The following is a 15,061-nucleotide window of genomic DNA, read 5'->3' on the forward strand; positions in this document are numbered from 1 at the left end:
CTCAGGAAGGCACGCCACCATGAGCGTCAAGGTCCGTATCCCCACCATCCTCCGCACGTACACCGGCGGCCAGGCCGAGGTCCCGGCGGAGGGCGCCACCCTCTCCGAGGTCATCCAGTCGCTGGAGGCGAACCACCCGGGCATCGCGGCCCGCGTCCTGGACGACGAGGGCAAGCTGCGCCGGTTCGTCAACGTGTACGTGAACGACGACGACGTGCGCTTCGAGGGCGGCCTGGAGACGGTCACCCCCGAGGGCGCCGGAATCTCCATCATCCCGGCGGTCGCGGGCGGTTGCTGACCATTTGTCGGCTGCGCTGAGTGACGCCCGGTGCCCCCTCCGCGAGAGAAGCGGAGGGGGCACTTCCATGTGGTTGAGCGCGCTACTATTCGGGAAGCGCCGCCCCCGCCCCGCCTCCGCGCGTGCCGGGCGCATATGAGAACGCGACAACATGGCGCCAAAGTCCGGATGCCCTTTGCCACTGTTACGTGCGCTTTGCCTGGCCCGACTTGCCCCGGAACGCTGTGAATTCACCGCTTCGCGTGATCGGCCATGCCCAGAATTCTCGTCTAATTGACCTGTTGCAGAGGGCAGTTGGGCAGATACATTCAGCCGCGGTCGACGCGTTCCGGCGCGAAGTGCGGTCCCGCGCAGGGGCCAGTAATAGGGGAGTTAGGCATGGCTCAGGGCACCGTCAAGTGGTTCAACGCGGAGAAGGGGTACGGCTTCATCGCGGTCGACGGTGGTGCGGATGTATTCGTCCACTACAGCGCGATCCAGATGGACGGTTACCGCACCCTTGAAGAAGGTCAGCGAGTGGAGTTCGAGATCTCGCAGGGCCAGAAGGGTCCGCAGGCGGACATGGTCAAGCTCGCCGTCTGATCCCGGCGCGATCGGCCACCGACGCATCACCGGCACTCACGCCGAGAGGCCCGCACCCTGACACCGGGGTCCGGGCCTCTCGTGCGTCCGGGCGTCCCCTCTCGTGCGTCCTGGTGTCCCCTCTCGTGCGTGTGGACCAGGGGGGCGGAGCTTGCACTCTCGGGGGTCGAGTGCTAATCATTGGCGTTAGCACTCTGCACGTGAGAGTGACAACTTATGGACCTCGTCAGCGAGGCCCGAGAGCCGGTGGGGCAAGGAACCGCAGGGCTCTCAGGCCGTCCGTCGCGGGCGCGGACGCGGTCCGGAGAATCCACCCCAGTCCGGGAGGACCACTTCACATGGCCAAGATCATCGCGTTCGACGAGGAGGCACGGCGCGGTCTCGAGCGCGGGATGAACCAGCTCGCCGACGCCGTCAAGGTCACCCTTGGCCCCAAGGGCCGGAACGTCGTCCTAGAGAAGAAGTGGGGCGCCCCCACGATCACCAACGATGGTGTTTCCATCGCCAAGGAGATCGAGCTCGAAGACCCGTACGAGAAGATCGGCGCCGAGCTGGTCAAGGAAGTCGCCAAGAAGACGGACGACGTCGCCGGTGACGGTACGACCACCGCGACCGTGCTCGCCCAGGCGCTCGTCCGCGAGGGCCTGCGCAACGTGGCGGCCGGCGCCAACCCGATGGCCCTCAAGCGCGGCATCGAGAAGGCCGTCGAGGCCGTCTCGGGCGCCCTGCTGGAGCAGGCCAAGGACGTGGAGACCAAGGAGCAGATCGCTTCGACCGCCTCCATCTCCGCCGCCGACACCCAGATCGGCGCGCTCATCGCCGAGGCGATGGACAAGGTCGGCAAGGAAGGCGTCATCACCGTCGAGGAGTCGCAGACCTTCGGTCTCGAGCTTGAGCTCACCGAGGGCATGCGCTTCGACAAGGGCTACATCTCGGCGTACTTCGCCACGGACATGGAGCGCATGGAGTCGTCGCTCGACGACCCGTACCTCCTGATCGTCAACTCCAAGATCGGCAACGTGAAGGACCTCCTTCCGCTGCTGGAGAAGGTCATGCAGTCGGGCAAGCCCCTGCTGATCATCGCGGAGGACGTCGAGGGCGAGGCGCTGTCGACCCTGGTCGTCAACAAGATCCGTGGCACCTTCAAGTCCGTCGCCGTCAAGGCCCCGGGCTTCGGTGACCGCCGCAAGGCCATGCTCAACGACATCGCCATCCTCACCGGCGGCACGGTCATCTCCGAGGAGGTCGGTCTCAAGCTCGAGAACGCCGGCCTGGACCTGCTGGGCCGTGCCCGCAAGGTCGTCATCACCAAGGACGAGACCACGATCGTCGACGGTGCGGGCGAGAGCGACCAGGTCGCCGGGCGCGTCAACCAGATCCGTGCCGAGATCGAGAACAGCGACTCGGACTACGACCGCGAGAAGCTCCAGGAGCGCCTCGCGAAGCTGGCTGGCGGCGTGGCCGTCATCAAGGCCGGCGCCGCGACCGAGGTCGAGCTCAAGGAGCGCAAGCACCGCATCGAGGACGCGGTGCGCAACGCCAAGGCCGCCGTCGAGGAGGGCATCGTCGCCGGTGGTGGCGTGGCTCTGCTCCAGGCTTCCTCGGTCTTCGAGAAGCTGGAGCTGGACGGCGACGAGGCCACGGGCGCGAACATCGTGAAGCTCGCGCTGGAGGCCCCGCTCAAGCAGATCGCCGTCAACGGTGGTCTTGAGGGCGGCGTCATCGTCGAGAAGGTCCGCAACCTGCCGATCGGTCACGGCCTCAACGCCGCGACCGGCGAGTACGTGGACATGATCGCCGAGGGCATCATCGACCCCGCGAAGGTCACGCGCTCCGCGCTGCAGAACGCCGCCTCCATCGCGGCGCTGTTCCTCACCACCGAGGCTGTTATCGCCGACAAGCCGGAGAAGGCCGGCGCGGCCCCGGCCGGCGGCGGTATGCCGGGCGGTGACATGGACTTCTGATCCTCCGCGGCTCCGGCCGCCGGTCGATCGGCTGTTCTTACCGAGGGCGGCACCCCTTCTCCCAGGGGGTGCCGCCCTCGGGCGTTCCCGCTTCCGGTGGGTTCCACCGTCCTGTGGGGTTCCGCGTCCGGAGGGGTCCCGCGTCCTGTGGGTTCCGGCGTCCGGTAGGTCCCGGCGTCCTGTGCCGTTCGCCCAACCGTTCCCCAACTGTCGGCCGCAGGAGGGTGGCAGGAGGCGTACGCCGGGGCACACTGACGGCGAGAGCTCCCCCTCCCCCCGGAACGTGTGTACGCGCACGACGTGTGTACGCGCACGACGAGCAGGGACGACCGAGAACGATGGACACAGTCCTGCGGCGGGTGCCGCTGCGTCAGATCCGGCAGATCGCCTGCGTCATCCCGATCCTCGTGATCGGCTTCTTCGTCTTCCAGCACTGGCCGGTCATCGCCGACGGCGGACATCAGCTCCTGGGGGCGAACCCGTACTGGCTGCTGGTGGCCGTCACGGTCACCGGTCTCGGCTGGGTCGCGGTGTCGTTCACCCGGCAGGGCACGGTCCTGGAGTCACTGCCAGCCGGGCGGCTGCTCGCCACCCAGTTCGCCGCGGGCGCCGCCAACCATCTGCTGCCCTCCGGGCTCGGCGCGGGCGCGGTCAATCTGCGCTTCCTCAAACGGTGCGGGGTGCCGCTGGGCCGCTCGTCCGCCGCGCTCGCGCTGTATCTGCTCGCCGAGTCCGTCGGCCGGATCTTCCTGCTGGCCGTCCTGCTGCTGGCGTTCCCCGGCGCGCTGCGGCTGGACGGCCTGATACCCGCAGGGGCGGTCCTGCCCCTGCTGGCCACCGCTGGGGGCGTGGCGTGCGCCGCCGTGCTCGTCGTGGCCGCCGTACGGCCGCTGCGCCGGATCATCCGTACGTTCCTGGCGACGGCGCTGACCGACGTCCGCTCCCTGCACACCAGGCCGGCCCGCGCGTTCGCGCTGTGGGGCGGCTCGCTGGCGTTCCCCGCGCTCCAGGCGGCGGCGCTGGTGACGGTCGCGCTGGCGCTGGAGATGCCGGTGCCCGTGGTGCATGTGGCCATCGCGTACCTCGCCGCCAGCGTCGCCGCCGCCGTCATCCCGACGCCGGGCGGGCTCGGTTCGGTGGACGCCGCCCTGGTGGTCACCCTCGTCACGACAGGCGCCTCGGTCACCCTGGCCACCTCCGCCGTACTGGGCTTCCGGATCATCACGGTGTGGCTGCCGCTGGTGCCGGGGGCGTTGGTGCTGGGCGCGCTGGTGCGGTGGAAGGTGGTCTGAGCGCGCCGGGCCCCAACTAGGCCTGCGTCGCGTAGAAGTCGGCCAGCGCGCCGAACGCGGCCTTGGGCTCCCACGGCACCCCGGGGTACGCCGTGCCGAGGCGGTCCTCCAGGACCCGGACGATGCCGTAGCTGGCGAGGTCCAGATCGTCGCGCGGATCGCCGTCGGGGCGGTGCGGGTAGTCGTACAGCGCGAAGGTGAAGACGAACGCGCTGTCGACGCCGCCGGCGTCGAACGCCGTCAGCAGTTCGCGCAGATACCGGGCCTGGCCGGCTTCGTCGCGGGCGTACGTCCCGTTCAGCCGGACGGGGGCGCGGGTCGTCTCGTCCTCCTCGACGATCTCCAGCCCGCGGGCGCCCGCGTCACCGGCGCCCCGGTAGCTCGCCGAGCCGAATTCGGTGATGGCCAAGGGGAGTTGGAGTGACGCGACGAGAGCGGGGACGCTTTCGGCGAAGCTGTCCGCGGTCCCGGCCGACCGGTAGATGTCCATGGACGCGATGTCGAAAGGCGTCCAGTCGACGCGCTCCAGCGGTACGGAGGCGTAGGTGACCCTGCCGCCGAACCGCTCCCGTACGATTCGCACCGCCTCGCCGAGGAACTCGTTGACGCGCGCGCCGACTTCACCGATGTGCCGGCGCAGCAGATCCGGCTGACCCAGCAGCGCCACCCGGTCCTCCGTGCTGTCGCCGGGCAGGAAACCCTTGTTCATCAGGGACAGTTCGGCGCCGGTGACGAACACGACCTCGGCGCCGCGCTGTCGGAGCCGCTCGGCGCGCTCGGCGCAGTCGGCGAACAGCGACAGCATCTCGGCGGCGGTGAGTTCGAGCGGGTACGGCGAGAACCAGACCTCAAGGCCGAGGTCGGCCGCGTATCCGGCGGCCAGCTCCAGCCGGTCGGGGTCGCCGCCCATGACGCGTACCGCGTCGCAGTGCAGCTCGTCGCGGATGACGCGCAGCTCCCGCTCGACCAGCTCGGGGGTGAAGTTCTTACGGCCGATTGATCCGTTGTGGACGAAGCCGGTGTCGTAGCTGATTCCTCGGGCGCGCATGCGTCGGCCCCTCTTCTCCATGTCGACGATTTTAGGGTACTGCTCGTACCTTAATTGGCTGCGGGTACAGGTGGCAATCAGAATGGGAAGGTACGAGCGGTACCGCCGTGGAGAAGGGCAGGGGCGTATGACGGAGCACCCGGAGCGGCAGCAGGCCGCCGCGGGCGGGACGCGGCGGCGCGGTGCTGTGCTGGAGGAGGCGATCCTGCGCGCTGCCGTGGACGAGCTGACCGAGGCCGGCTACGCCGGGCTGACCATGGACAAGGTCGCCGCACGCGCGGGCACCAACAAGAACGCCCTGTACCGCCGTTGGCCGAACCGCCTCGCGCTCGGCATCGCCGCGTACCGGCAACTGGTCACCACCGTCCAGCCGCCCGACACGGGCGAGTTGCGGGCCGACGTCCTCGAATGGCTGCGCCGGGCGAACCGGCACTGGAGCTCCCCGCTCGGCGCGATCCTGCGCGAGCTGCTCGCCGCCGCCGGTGGCGCTTCGGAACTCCTCGGGCAGTTGCAGGACCAGTCGGGCGAAGCGGCTGCCGCGCCCTGGCTGACGATCCTCGGGCGCGCGGTCGCCCGCGGGGAGGCGTCCCCGGAGGCGCTGCACCCGCGGGTCGCGACCGTGGCCGTCGTCCTGCTGCGCAACGAGTTCGTTGTACGGGGGGTGCCTGCCGCGCCCGACGACGTGCTCGTGGAGATCGTCGACGAGGTGTATCTGCCGCTGGTGCGGCGGCGCGGGCCGGACAGGCGCTGACGCCGCAGGACCGGCTACTCGGCCGGCGGGTCGTCCGCGCCCGGGGGGATGTCCAGCTCCGCCCAGGCGATCTTGCCGCCCGGGGCGAACCGGGTGCCCCAGCGCCGGGACAGCTCGGAGACCAGATGCAGACCACGGCCGTGCTCGTCGGTCAGCCGCGCGTGCCGCATCCGGGGGGAGCTGGTCTCGGAGTCGGAGATCTGGCATTCCAGCGCCGTGTGCCGGATGAGCCTGAGCTGCACAGGGCCGGGGCCGCCGTAGCGGATGGCGTTGGTGACCAGCTCGCTGACGATCAGCTCCATCGTCGTACTCAGCGCCTCAAGGCCCCACCGCTTCAACTGCCCGACGGCCAGCGCGCGGGCCTCGGTGACTACGGCGGGATCGTTGGCCAGCTCCCAGGAGACGACATGCTCGGGGCCGAGCGAGCGGGTACGGGCCAGCAGCAGCGCGACATCGTCCTGGCACGGGGCTTTGGCCGCCAAGGTGCCTATGACCTGCGAGCACAGCTCGTCCAGCGGGAGCGCGCCGTCGCCGACCGCGCGGCCGAGCTGGGCCATCCCCGAGTCGATGTCGGAGGTGCGGGTCTCGATGAGGCCGTCCGTGTACAGGGCGATCACGCTGCCCTCCGGCAGCACCATCTCGGCGGACTCGAATTCCAGCAGCCCCAGACCGATCGGCGCGCCGGCCGGGATCTCGGGGAAGGAGACACCGCCGTCCGGGGTGACGATCGCGGGCGGCGGGTGCCCGGCGCGCGCCATGACGCACTGCCGGCTGATCGGGTCGTAGACGACGTACACGCAGGTGGCGCTGATGCCGGGCGCCGCCGTGGTGTCGGGGTCGCCGTCGCCGTCGGACAGGTGCACGACGAGTTCGTCCAGCCGGGCCAGCAGTTCGGCGGGCGGCAGGTCCATGTCGGCGAGGGTGTGCACGGCCGTACGGAGCTGGCCCATCATCGCCGCCGCGTTGATGCCGTGCCCGACGACGTCCCCGATGACCAGCGCGATCCGCGCGCCGGAGAGCGGGATCACGTCGAACCAGTCGCCGCCGACGCCGTCGTGCAGATCGGCCGGCAGATAGCGGGTCGCCACCTCGACCGCCCTGCCGCCCGACAGGTTGCGGGGCAGCAGATGGCGCTGGAGGGTGAGCGCGGCCGTGCGCTCGCGTGTGTAGCGGCGGGCGTTGTCCAGGCTGAGCGAGGCGCGTACGACCAGTTCCTCGGCGAGCAGCAGATCGTCCCGGGTGAACGGCGCCAGGGTGTCCGTACGGAGGAAGACGGCGACGCCCAGCACCGTGCCGCGTGCCTTGAGCCCGATGAGCATCAGGGAGTGGATGCCCGCCCTGGCGGTGGCCCTGGCCCGCGCCGGATCGGCCTCGAACCACGTCCCCGACGTGTCCAGCACCGGCTCGAAGTGCGACTCCCCGCTGGACAGGACCTGGGTGAAGGGCGACGACGGCGGGACGTAGATGGGCTCACCGCGCGCCCATACGGACTCGGGCGCGCCCTCGTGGATGGAGGCCAGTCCCGCGCGGCGGAAGACCGTACCGCCGTCCGGGGTACCCGGCCTGCCCTGCGGCTCCTCGCCGAGCTGGACGGATTCGGCGAGATCGACGGTGGCGAAGTCGGCGAGGAGCGGCACGGCCACGTCGGCCAGCTCCTGCGCGGTGTTCATGACGTCCAGCGTCGTGCCGATCCGGGTACCGGCCTCGCTGAGGATCGCCAGCCGCCGGCGCGCCCAGCTATGGCTGATGTCCATGGCCAGCGAGCACACGCCGAGCGGCCGTCCGTCGACGCCGTCGAGCCGGAAGTACGAGGAGGAGAAGACCCGCTCCTCGGGTCCGGAAGCAGCCGTACGGCGGCGGTCCTCGTCCGTGCCGATCCAGCGGAACTCGTGGTCGATCACCGGGACGCCGTCGTCGAGGACCTGGCGCATCGCCGCCTCGACGGACGCCGTGTCGAAACCGGGCAGCGATTCGGTGAGCCTGCGCCCCAGCGCCTGGTGGGCGAGCGCGCCGCTGTCGCGCTCCGCCGTGTCGTTCAGCCACATGCAGCGCAGGTCACGGTCCCAGATGGCGAGCTGGACGGGCGCGTGGTTGAGCAGCGTCGTCAGTACGGACTCGTCCAGCGCGGGGACGGTCCGCGCCTGCGGCAGGGGCGCCGCCGACACGAACCAGTCCGTACGGCCGCCGGGACCCGCCAGCGGCAGCGCCCGCAGGCTCACCGGGAGCGGATGCCCGTCGCTGTGCCGCAGCTCCACGACCCCGGACCAGGGCTCGCGGGCGGTGACGGCGGGCGGGAGGAGCGCGTCCGGCGGGGCGGTCGGCAGCAGCAGCGCAGCCGGTCGGGACACCACAGCATGGGCCTGATGACCGAGCAGCGCCTCCGCCGCCTCCGTCCAGCCGATCACGACTCCGTCCCCGCTGATCACGGCGACGGCGGCCTGGGCCGCACCGGAGACCGCCCCATCAGAACCGGCCATGGTCCACATGTCCCATCTATTGCGGAATGCCGATACATATGATGGTTTCACACTCGGTGAACGAGCGGACTCCGGCGCTGCCCTCAGCGGGTGATGCGGGTGACTTCGGTGGTGCGGGTGGTGCGGGTGGTGCGGGTGATGCGGGTGGGGACGCGGGTGAAGCCCGCCGTCAGACGCGGGCCGGTTCCGCGTCGCCGCCCGGTGACGCGGGTGCCGCCGGGGTGCCGGGGGTGGCCGGAGCGTCCGGGGCGTCCGGGGCGGCGGCCGGGGTGAGGCCGTCGGCGACGGAATCGGTCTCCGTCTCGACGTTCAGCTCCGTCAGCATCGTCCTCGTGAAGCCGAAGTAGTACGTGGCGACGAAGCCCACGAGATAGCCGACGAGCAGCCCGCCCGCGTACACCACGATCATCTGGCCCATGCCCTGGTTGCCGTCGAGCAGCGGGAACAGCGCCCAGCCGGACGGGCCGATCGCGGTGGAGCCCACCGCGTCACCGAGCTGGTTGAAGAGCCCGACGAAACCGCCGCCGAACGCGCCGCCGACGCAGGCCGTGATGAACGGCCGGCCCAGCGGGAGCGAGACACCGTAGATCAGCGGCTCGCCGACGCCCAGGAAACCGGCGGGGAGGGCCGACTTGATGGTCCGGCGGATCGAGCCGTTGCGGGGGAGCCGGAAGTAGACCGCAGCCGCGGCGCCGACCTGGCCCGCACCGGCCATCGCGAGGATCGGCAGCAGCACGGTGTAGCCCTGCTGCTCGATCAGGGTGGTGTGGATGGGGATCAGCGCCTGGTGCAGCCCCAGCATCACCAGCGGCAGGAACAGCCCGCCGAGGACGAACCCGGCGCCGGCGCCGCCGTTGGACAGCAGCCAGTTCGCGAAGTCGCCGATCGCTGTCGAGACCTCACCGGCCAGATACATCAGACCGAAGATGGTGACGAGCCCGGAGACCAGCACGGTGAGGGTGGGCGTCACCAGGACGTCCAGCGCCTCCGGCACCCACTTGCGGCACCACTTCTCCACGTACACGGCGAGGACGGCCGCGCCGAGCGCGCCCAGTACACCGCCCTGGCCCGGGGCCAGCTTCTGGCCGAACGCGTCGATGTTGGCGACACCGGGGAAGACGATGATCGCGGCCACCGCGCCGCCGAGGATCGGGGTGCCGCCGAACTCCTTCGCCGTGTTGTAGCCGACGAAGACGGCGATCAGCGACATGAATCCTGACGTGACGGCGGCGAGCGCCGGGACGATGGCGGGCAGCCAGTGCAGGTTGGTCAGCAGGCCGTTGAGCCCGGCGATGATGCCGCAGCCGATGAGCGCGGGGATCAGCGGCACGAAGATGTTGGCGATCCGGCGCAGGAAGAGCTTGAACGGGGTGGCGTTCTTGGCCTTGCGCTCCGCGCGCATCGCCGCGCCCTGCGCCGCCAGCTCGTCGGCGGTCGCCGCCGAGGTGTCGGAGGCCGGAGTACCGGGGGTCGAAGCTGCGCCGGCCGTGGGAGCCGCGCCGGTCGCGGGGGCGGATCCGGCGGCGGGGGCCGTCCGGCGCTCCTCCTCGACCAGGGCCTCGAACTCGGGGGTGACCCGGGCGACGGTCCCGGGGCCGAGGACGATCTGGTACGTCTCGTCCTCGACCACCCCCAGGACGGCCGGGAGGGCTTTCAGCGCCTCGTGCTGGACGAGGGACCTGTCACGCAGACCCAGCCGGAGCCGGGTCATGCAGTGGGCCACCGATGTGATGTTTCCCGCGCCGCCGACGAGCGGCAGGATCGCGGCGGCTGTCGCGCGGTTCTTGTCTGTTGCCATGGTGCGTGGTGCCTTGCTGTGCGAGGAGTGGGACGTGGGTCAACCGGAGGTGGTGCTGGCGGCCCGCAGCGCGACGCGCAGATGGCCATGGGAATCGGAGAGCAGTGCGGCGGCGGTGGAACCTTCGACCCCGCCGAGGATCACGAGGATCGCGTTCTTCACCTCGCCGTCGGTGGCCGCGAGAGCGGCCTCGATCTCGGCGTCGGACGCGCCGGTGGCGAGCGAGACGATGCGCCGTGAGCGGGCGCGCAGCTTCTCGTTCGAGGCCCGGACGTCGACCATCAGGTTTCCGTAGGTCTTGCCGAGCCGGATCATGGTGATCGTCGAGATCATGTTGAGGACGAGCTTCTGTGCCGTACCGGCCTTGAGGCGGGTCGAGCCGGTGAGCAGCTCGGGCCCCACGACCACCTCGATGCCGTGGTCGGCGGCGGCTGCCAGGGCGCTGTCCGCGTTGCAGGACAGACCGACGGTCAGCGCGCCCAGCCTGCGGGCGTGTTCGACGGCTCCGACGGCGTACGGGGTGCGGCCGGAGGCCGAGATGCCGACGACGGTGTCGTCCGGCGTCAGCCCCAGGGCGTCCAGGTCGGCCGCTGCCAGCTCCTTCGAGTCCTCGGCGCCCTCGACCGAGGTGACCATGGCGCCGGGGCCGCCCGCGATCAGCCCCACGACCTCGCCCGGGTCGGTGTTGAAGGTGGGCGGGCATTCGCTCGCGTCCAGCACACCGAGCCGGCCGGCCGTCCCGGCGCCCGCGTAGATCAGCCGGCCGCCGCGCGCCGCGCGCTCGGCGGTCGCGTCGATCGCGGCGGCGATCGAGGGCAGTTGCGCGGCGACGGCCGCGGGCACTGTGCCGTCCTCGCCGTTCATGATCCGGCTGATCTCCAGGGTGGAGAGCTGGTCGATCTCGGCCAGTTCGGGGCGGAACGCCTCGGTCGTGAGGGTGTCGAGCTGCGCGCGGAGGTCGCCGTACGGGGACGTCGAGGCGTCGGCGGGCGTGGAGGTCATGAAGAAGCGGCTCTTTCTTCTGGTGAGGTGTTCGTTTTCCTGGCGCGGCGGCGGGAGGTCCGGCCGGGGCCTGGCGCGCCCGGCCGGATCCTGCGGCTCAGCGCGGGCTGCGGGAGTGGCGGGGGCTGTGCCGGTGCGCGAGCGCCTCGTACGAGGCGGACAGGGCGGGCGCCGCCGTCTCGTACGTACGCTGCGCGACACCTATGAACAGGCAGTCGACCACGAGGAGCTGGCTCGTACGGCTGGACATGGCGGCCGGGCGCAGCTCGCTCTCGCGTGCGGTGGAGGTGGTCAGGACATGGTCGGCGTACTGCGTGACGGGGCCGTCGGGCCTGCCCGTGATCGCGACGGTCGTCGCGCCGCGGTCGAAGGCGACCCGGAGGGGCTCTATGACGTCGCCGGTGGAGCCGGAGTGGGTGATCGCGATGGCGACGTCGCCCGCGCGCAACTGCACGGCGTTGGTGACGGCGAGGTGCGGGTCGGTGTGCGCGTGGGCGATCAGGCCGATGCGCAGCATCTTCTGCGCGAGGTCCATGCCGACGAGCGAGGAGGCGCCGACACCGTAGATGTCGATCCTGCGCGCCGCGGCGGCGGCCGTCACGACGGCGCCGAGCTGCACCGTGTCGAGCGAGGCGGCGGTGTCGGCGAGGGTCTGCTGCTCGTCGTAGGCGAGTTTGGCGACGACATCGGCGATGGGGTCGTCGACCGCTATGTCGGCCGTCACCGCGGGGGCGCGGCCGGACTCCTGCTGGGCCGCGAGACCGGCGAGGGCGAGGCGCAGGTCGCGGTAGCCGGGGTAGCCGAGGAGGCGGGAGGTGCGCACCACGGTCGCTTCGCTCGTGCCGGTGAGCTCGGCGAGACCGGTGACCGTGAGAGCGGCGCAGCCCGCCGGGTCACCGGCCACGGCTTCGGCGACCAACTGCATGGAGCGGGTCATGGACGGCGCGAGGGTCCGCACCTTGGCCGCGAGAGCCGCAGGTGCGGGCGGGGCGTCACCGCTGAAAATTTCCTTCACGTCTGAGGTCACCTCTGAAAGGTATTTTCAGACTTCCGTGCGAGTCAACCCCCTTTTCGTCCTCATTCGTCGTATGGCGTCTCTTCGCCAGGGCGGTGGCGGGCGGAGGGACAATGGGTAGATGGACGACGTGAATCCCTTGGAGCAAGCACTGCACGTGGCACGGGCGCTGGTCCTGGCCGACCTCGCCGCGCGCGATGTGGCGAGGGCCGACGTCGTCTCGCTCGTCGAGGAGTCGGTCTCGCACCGCCGCTGGTGGGTCGAGCAGTGGCCGGACGGCGTGGAGTATGTGGCGGGGCTGGTCGCGCAGGACGTCCAGGACGCGCTGCTGGAGCGGTACGGCCGCTGGCCGATATGCCCGGTCTGCGCCGAGGCCGAGCCGCACGCGCTGGATGTGGAGCCGGAGTTGGGCCCCGATCCGCACTGGGTGTGCGGGAAGGCCGGCGTGGTGATAGCCCCGGTCGGCGCGCTGGACACGACCTCGTGACGGTGTACATCGACCCGCCGACCTGGCCGGGGCACGGACGTATGTGGTCGCATCTTGTGAGCGACGTCTCGTTCGACGAGCTGCATCGGTTCGCCGCGTCGATCGGCTGTCCGCCGCGCGCTTTCGAGCGGGACCACTACGACGTCCCGTCGCACCGCTACGAGGACGCGGTGACGGCCGGCGCCGTGCGGATCGGCTCGAAGGAGCTGGTCCGCCGCATCACCGAGGCGGGACTGCGGCGGCCGAAGGGCCGCCCGGCGTCCCGGCCGTCCGAGCCTGCGTGATCCCGCCCGAGCTGGCCACCAGCCGGCCGCCGCCGCCACCGCCCCTGCGGTGGTAGCGCAGCGCCAGCATGACCAGCCCGATGCCGACGACGGCCATCGCCGCGCCCGCCCAAGCCGTCGAGGCGAAGCCGAAGTCCGCGTCGATCACGACCCCGCCGAGCCACGGGCCCAGCGTGTTGCCCGCGTTGAAGGCGGCGGTGGCCGTGGCGGCGGCCAGGGTGGGAGCGGCGGCGGCGATGTTGAACATCCGGGCGTTGAGCGCGGGAGCGGTGTAGAAGGCCGAGAGGCCGAGGAGGAACGTCAGCGGGACGACGATCGCGGCGTGCGAGGCGGTGAGTGCCAGCGCGGCCAGCAGGACCGTCGTCGCGGTGATCCCGCTGATCATGACGCCGAACAGATGCGCGTCCGCGTACCGGCCGCCGATCATCGTGCCGATGAGCGCGCCGAGTCCGAACAGCGCGAGGACGAACGGCACCCAGCCGTCGCCGATGCCGGCCACATCGGTCAGCAGCGGGGCCATGTAGGAGAACGCGCAGAACACGGCGCCGCCCGCGAGCGCGGTGACCGCGACCGCCAGCCAGACCTGGCGGTCGCGGTAGATCGTCAACTCCCGCTTGAGCTGCGGCTTCTCGGCGGGGAGCGGGATACGGGGGATCAGTGTGACCACCCCGACGAGGGCGACGGCCGAAGCGCCGCCGACCGACCAGAACGCCGAGCGCCAGCCGAAGTGCTCACCGAGGAAGGCGCCTGCGGGGACACCGAGCACATTGGCGATGGAGAGCCCGCCGATCATCACGGCCATGGCGCGGGCGCGGGCGTTCGACGGGACCATGGCGATGGCGACGCTCGCGCCGACGGCCCAGAAACCCGCGCAGGCGAAGGCGCTGACGACACGGGAAGCGAAGAGGACCTCGTAGGTCGGGGCGAGCGCGCCCGCGACCTGGCCGAGGCCGAAGACCGAGATCAGGGCGATGAGTGTGGCGCGGCGCGGCAGCCGCAGGGTGACGACGGCGAGCAGCGGGGCGCCGATCACCATGCCGATGGCGAAGGCGGAGATCAGCAGCCCCGCCGTGGGTATGGACACGTCCATGTCGTCGGCGAGCGGCGGCAGAAGGCCGGAGAGCATGAACTCGCTCGTGCCGAGGGCGAAGACCGAGAGTCCCAATATGTAGACGGCCAGCGGCATACGGGAGCGACGGTCGGCAGAGTCAGGCATGACAGGCCCCAACGCCGAAGTCGGCCGTTGCATTCCCCGTCACCGGCTGTGATCGTCGTCGCGCTTGTCGTCGTCCGGGGCACTCAGGGCGCGCAGTTCTGCGGTGAGATTGGCGCGGGCCGCCGCCTCCCAGCGCTGTTCGCCGTGCGGGGTGCGGAACAGCCGCGGCAGGGCCAGCAGTTGCTCCAGCACCGCTGATCGCCCCGCGCGGAACGCGTCGTCGGGGACGAAGCCGTACTCCTCGCGCACGGCGTCCGCGTAGCCGCGGTACGCGTCGGGGGCCGCGGCCAGGATCGCGAGATCGGCGTCGCACAGGACGGCGCCGTCGCGGTCGTCGGGAGCCGCGTCGTGCGTGGTGGTGAGCAGCACGAGCCGGGCCACCTCGTCCGTCTGCCGCCGACTCAACCCGGCCTCGGCGAGGGCGCGTTCGGCGAGGCGGGCCGAGCGCTCCTCGTTCTCTGAGCGGTCGGGCCGGTAGACGGCGTCGTGGAACCACGCGGCGATCCGGACCAGGTCGGGGTCATCGGCGTACGGGGCGAGGGTGTCGATGTGGTCCAGGACGGCGCGCAGATGGGCGGTGGTGTGGTAGCGCCGCTGCGGCTCGGCCCAGCGGCCGAGCAGGTCGTCGGCGTAGACGTACGGATCCGGCGGCCCTTCGGGGCCGGGATCTGCGGTGTCGGGGCCGGTGGGCGGCTCGCGCAGGGCGAGCAGCGCGGCGGCGAAGCGGCTCCGCAGATCACCTGCGGCTACGGGGGCGGACATGGGTACGACAATACGGCCGGGGCTGTGGACAACGCGCGACGTGCCAGGTGGCCACGCGGCTAACTTGGCGACATGACACGGAACG

14 protein-coding genes are annotated in these 15,061 nt (G+C 71.1%); 7 read left to right on the forward strand and 7 right to left on the reverse strand.

Annotated elements, in window-relative coordinates:
- Positions 1–19: 19 nt before the first annotated feature.
- The 4 genes from ACZ63I_RS03010 (at position 20) to ACZ63I_RS03025 (ending at position 4,136) form a co-directional block, all read left to right on the forward strand.
- Complete coding sequence (locus ACZ63I_RS03010; RefSeq protein ID WP_469334745.1) at positions 20–298, forward strand: MoaD/ThiS family protein; 279 nt, start codon at positions 20–22, stop codon at positions 296–298.
- A 378-nt stretch (positions 299–676) separates the two neighbouring features.
- Entirely contained in the window at positions 677–880 is a 204-nt protein-coding gene (locus ACZ63I_RS03015) for a cold-shock protein (RefSeq protein ID WP_005315736.1), read from the forward strand.
- Positions 881–1,218: 338 nt separating this feature from the next.
- On the forward strand, positions 1,219–2,844 hold the full coding sequence (gene groL, locus ACZ63I_RS03020; protein WP_469334747.1) for a chaperonin GroEL: 1,626 nt from the start codon (positions 1,219–1,221) through the stop codon (positions 2,842–2,844).
- Between the two features lie 338 nt (positions 2,845–3,182).
- Positions 3,183–4,136: a lysylphosphatidylglycerol synthase transmembrane domain-containing protein gene (locus ACZ63I_RS03025; RefSeq protein ID WP_469334749.1), complete on the forward strand. Its 954-nt coding sequence runs from the start codon at positions 3,183–3,185 to the stop codon at positions 4,134–4,136.
- A gap of 16 nt (positions 4,137–4,152) precedes the next feature.
- Here ACZ63I_RS03025 and ACZ63I_RS03030 read toward each other — a convergent pair whose 3' ends face one another.
- Entirely contained in the window at positions 4,153–5,184 is a 1,032-nt protein-coding gene (locus tag ACZ63I_RS03030; RefSeq protein ID WP_469334750.1) for a hypothetical protein, read from the reverse strand.
- 127 nt (positions 5,185–5,311) lie between these two features.
- Here ACZ63I_RS03030 and ACZ63I_RS03035 point away from each other — a divergent pair, with 127 nt between their 5' ends.
- Positions 5,312–5,935 carry a TetR/AcrR family transcriptional regulator gene (locus ACZ63I_RS03035; RefSeq protein ID WP_469334752.1) on the forward strand — a complete coding sequence of 208 codons (624 nt, stop codon included), beginning with the start codon at positions 5,312–5,314 and terminating at the stop codon, positions 5,933–5,935.
- 14 nt (positions 5,936–5,949) lie between these two features.
- On the opposite strand, the gene ACZ63I_RS03040 is transcribed toward ACZ63I_RS03035, so the two are convergent.
- The 4 genes from ACZ63I_RS03040 to ACZ63I_RS03055 form a co-directional block, all read right to left on the reverse strand.
- Positions 5,950–8,412, reverse strand: coding sequence for a SpoIIE family protein phosphatase (locus ACZ63I_RS03040; RefSeq protein ID WP_469334754.1), 2,463 nt, complete (start codon positions 8,410–8,412; stop codon positions 5,950–5,952).
- A gap of 169 nt (positions 8,413–8,581) precedes the next feature.
- Positions 8,582–10,210: a PTS transporter subunit EIIC gene (locus ACZ63I_RS03045; RefSeq protein ID WP_469334755.1), complete on the reverse strand. Its 1,629-nt coding sequence runs from the start codon at positions 10,208–10,210 to the stop codon at positions 8,582–8,584.
- A 39-nt stretch (positions 10,211–10,249) separates the two neighbouring features.
- Positions 10,250–11,212 (reverse strand): N-acetylmuramic acid 6-phosphate etherase, encoded by a 963-nt coding sequence (murQ, locus tag ACZ63I_RS03050; RefSeq protein WP_469334757.1) that lies wholly within the window; start codon positions 11,210–11,212, stop codon positions 10,250–10,252.
- 97 nt (positions 11,213–11,309) lie between these two features.
- The gene (locus tag ACZ63I_RS03055) at positions 11,310–12,239 is read right to left on the reverse strand and encodes a MurR/RpiR family transcriptional regulator (RefSeq protein WP_469334759.1); all 930 of its coding nucleotides are present in this window, start codon (positions 12,237–12,239) and stop codon (positions 11,310–11,312) included.
- Positions 12,240–12,348: 109 nt separating this feature from the next.
- On the opposite strand from ACZ63I_RS03055, the gene ACZ63I_RS03060 reads away from it, so the two are divergent.
- Together ACZ63I_RS03060 and ACZ63I_RS03065 are read left to right on the forward strand one after the other, a co-directional pair.
- The gene (locus ACZ63I_RS03060; RefSeq protein ID WP_469334760.1) at positions 12,349–12,714 is read left to right on the forward strand and encodes a hypothetical protein; all 366 of its coding nucleotides are present in this window, start codon (positions 12,349–12,351) and stop codon (positions 12,712–12,714) included.
- Complete coding sequence (locus ACZ63I_RS03065; RefSeq protein ID WP_469334762.1) at positions 12,711–12,998, forward strand: DUF4031 domain-containing protein; 288 nt, start codon at positions 12,711–12,713, stop codon at positions 12,996–12,998. Before ACZ63I_RS03060 ends, ACZ63I_RS03065 begins: the two co-directional genes overlap by 4 nt.
- On the opposite strand, the gene ACZ63I_RS03070 is transcribed toward ACZ63I_RS03065, so the two are convergent.
- Positions 12,934–14,184 (reverse strand): Cmx/CmrA family chloramphenicol efflux MFS transporter, encoded by a 1,251-nt coding sequence (locus tag ACZ63I_RS03070; RefSeq protein ID WP_469335531.1) that lies wholly within the window; start codon positions 14,182–14,184, stop codon positions 12,934–12,936. The genes ACZ63I_RS03065 and ACZ63I_RS03070 overlap by 65 nt on opposite strands.
- A 69-nt stretch (positions 14,185–14,253) precedes the next feature.
- Entirely contained in the window at positions 14,254–14,976 is a 723-nt protein-coding gene (locus ACZ63I_RS03075) for an HD domain-containing protein (protein ID WP_469334763.1), read from the reverse strand.
- Positions 14,977–15,061: the final 85 nt, after the last annotated feature.

The organism is Streptomyces sp. NPDC087906 (assembly GCF_055584925.1).

Excerpts from the sequence above, each read along its gene's own strand:
- ACZ63I_RS03025 (WP_469334749.1), top strand. The coding sequence starts at position 3,183 with ATGGACACAGTCCTGCGGCGGGTGCCGCTGCGTCAGATCCGGCAGATC.
- ACZ63I_RS03040 (WP_469334754.1), bottom strand. The coding sequence starts at position 8,412 with ATGGCCGGTTCTGATGGGGCGGTCTCCGGTGCGGCCCAGGCCGCCGTC.
- ACZ63I_RS03010 (WP_469334745.1), top strand. The coding sequence starts at position 20 with ATGAGCGTCAAGGTCCGTATCCCCACCATCCTCCGCACGTACACCGGC.
- ACZ63I_RS03070 (WP_469335531.1), bottom strand. The coding sequence starts at position 14,184 with ATGCCGCTGGCCGTCTACATATTGGGACTCTCGGTCTTCGCCCTCGGC.
- ACZ63I_RS03045 (WP_469334755.1), bottom strand. The coding sequence starts at position 10,210 with ATGGCAACAGACAAGAACCGCGCGACAGCCGCCGCGATCCTGCCGCTC.
- ACZ63I_RS03015 (WP_005315736.1), top strand. The coding sequence starts at position 677 with ATGGCTCAGGGCACCGTCAAGTGGTTCAACGCGGAGAAGGGGTACGGC.
- murQ (WP_469334757.1), bottom strand. The coding sequence starts at position 11,212 with ATGACCTCCACGCCCGCCGACGCCTCGACGTCCCCGTACGGCGACCTC.
- groL (WP_469334747.1), top strand. The coding sequence starts at position 1,219 with ATGGCCAAGATCATCGCGTTCGACGAGGAGGCACGGCGCGGTCTCGAG.
- ACZ63I_RS03075 (WP_469334763.1), bottom strand. The coding sequence starts at position 14,976 with ATGTCCGCCCCCGTAGCCGCAGGTGATCTGCGGAGCCGCTTCGCCGCC.
- ACZ63I_RS03035 (WP_469334752.1), top strand. The coding sequence starts at position 5,312 with ATGACGGAGCACCCGGAGCGGCAGCAGGCCGCCGCGGGCGGGACGCGG.
- ACZ63I_RS03060 (WP_469334760.1), top strand. The coding sequence starts at position 12,349 with ATGGACGACGTGAATCCCTTGGAGCAAGCACTGCACGTGGCACGGGCG.
- ACZ63I_RS03030 (WP_469334750.1), bottom strand. The coding sequence starts at position 5,184 with ATGCGCGCCCGAGGAATCAGCTACGACACCGGCTTCGTCCACAACGGA.